Origin of the sequence: Corallococcus sp. Z5C101001 (genome assembly GCF_007352635.1) — a bacterium.
GTDB lineage: Bacteria > Myxococcota > Myxococcia > Myxococcales > Myxococcaceae > Corallococcus > Corallococcus silvisoli.
Genome location: NZ_VKLU01000067.1, coordinates 1 through 1,056, shown reverse-complemented (window position 1 = coordinate 1,056; position 1,056 = coordinate 1). Strand labels below are relative to the sequence as shown.

At 68.7% G+C, this 1,056-nt stretch carries 1 protein-coding gene; it reads right to left on the bottom strand.

Annotation, left to right across the window (positions count from 1 at the left end; all coding sequences use genetic code 11):
• A partial coding sequence (locus FOF48_RS36225) for a condensation domain-containing protein (protein ID WP_255443093.1) occupies nucleotides 1-890 on the bottom strand: 890 nt, incomplete at its 3' end.
• Nucleotides 891-1,056 lie beyond the last annotated feature (166 nt).

Genomic DNA, 1,056 nt, shown 5'->3' with positions numbered 1-1,056 from the left:
AACAGCTCACGGAACGTCGCGCGTGGATCCAGGTGGGAGCGAAGGACGAGGGTGTTGACGAAGAAGCCGATGAGGCCTTCGGTCTCCGCCTGGGTGCGGCCGGCGATGGGCGTGCCCACGCTGACGTCGTCCTGCGCGGAGTAACGCGACAGGAGGACCTGGAAGGCGGCGAGCAGCGCCATGAAGGGCGTGGCGCCCTCATGCTGGGCCAGGGCCTTGAGTGCGTTTGAGACGTTCGCGGGGATGCGCACGTCGACGGCGGCACCCCGGTGTGACTGCACGGGCGGACGGGGCCGGTCGGTGGGCAGCTCCAGCGCGGCGGGTGCACCGGACAACTGCCGCTTCCAGTACTGAATCTGCGCGTCCAGGGTTTCACCCTGGAGCCACTGGCGCTGCCACGTCGCGAAGTCGGAGTACTGGACGGGGAGCGGCGCGAGAGTCGGCGTCGTGCCGGTGGTGAAGGCCTCGTAGAAGGCCGCCATTTCACGGACGAGGACACCCATGGACCAGCCGTCGGAGACGATGTGGTGCATCGTCACGAGTAGCAGGTGTGAGTCCTCGCCGAGCCGCACGAGCGTGCTGCGCAGCAGAGGACCCGTGGCCAACTGGAACGGGCGACGCATCTCTGCATCCGCCAGCCGCCGGGACTCCTCCTGCCGCTGCACCTCTGGCAAGGAGGAGAGGTCCACGAGCGGTAGCGCCCAGTCTCGTGGGGTGTGGATGCGCTGCGAAGGCTGACCCTGATGCTGCTCGAAGGTGGTGCGCAGGGATTCGTGGCGCGCGACCAGTGACTCGAAGGCGCGACGCAAGGCCTCTACGTCCACGTGGCCGGAGAGCTGAAGCGCGGTGGGGAGGTTGTAGGACGCGTCCTCGGGCTGGAGTTGGTCCAAGAGCCACAGGCGCTGCTGGGCGAAGGACAGCGGCAGCTGGCCGTCGTGCGAGACGGGGGGGAGCTTGGGGACTAGGGGGCCGGTGCTGGCTGACAGCCGCCCCGCGAGAGCTTCGATGGTGGGGGACTCGAAGAGCGCGCGGAGGGGGAGTTCCACGCCGAACTCG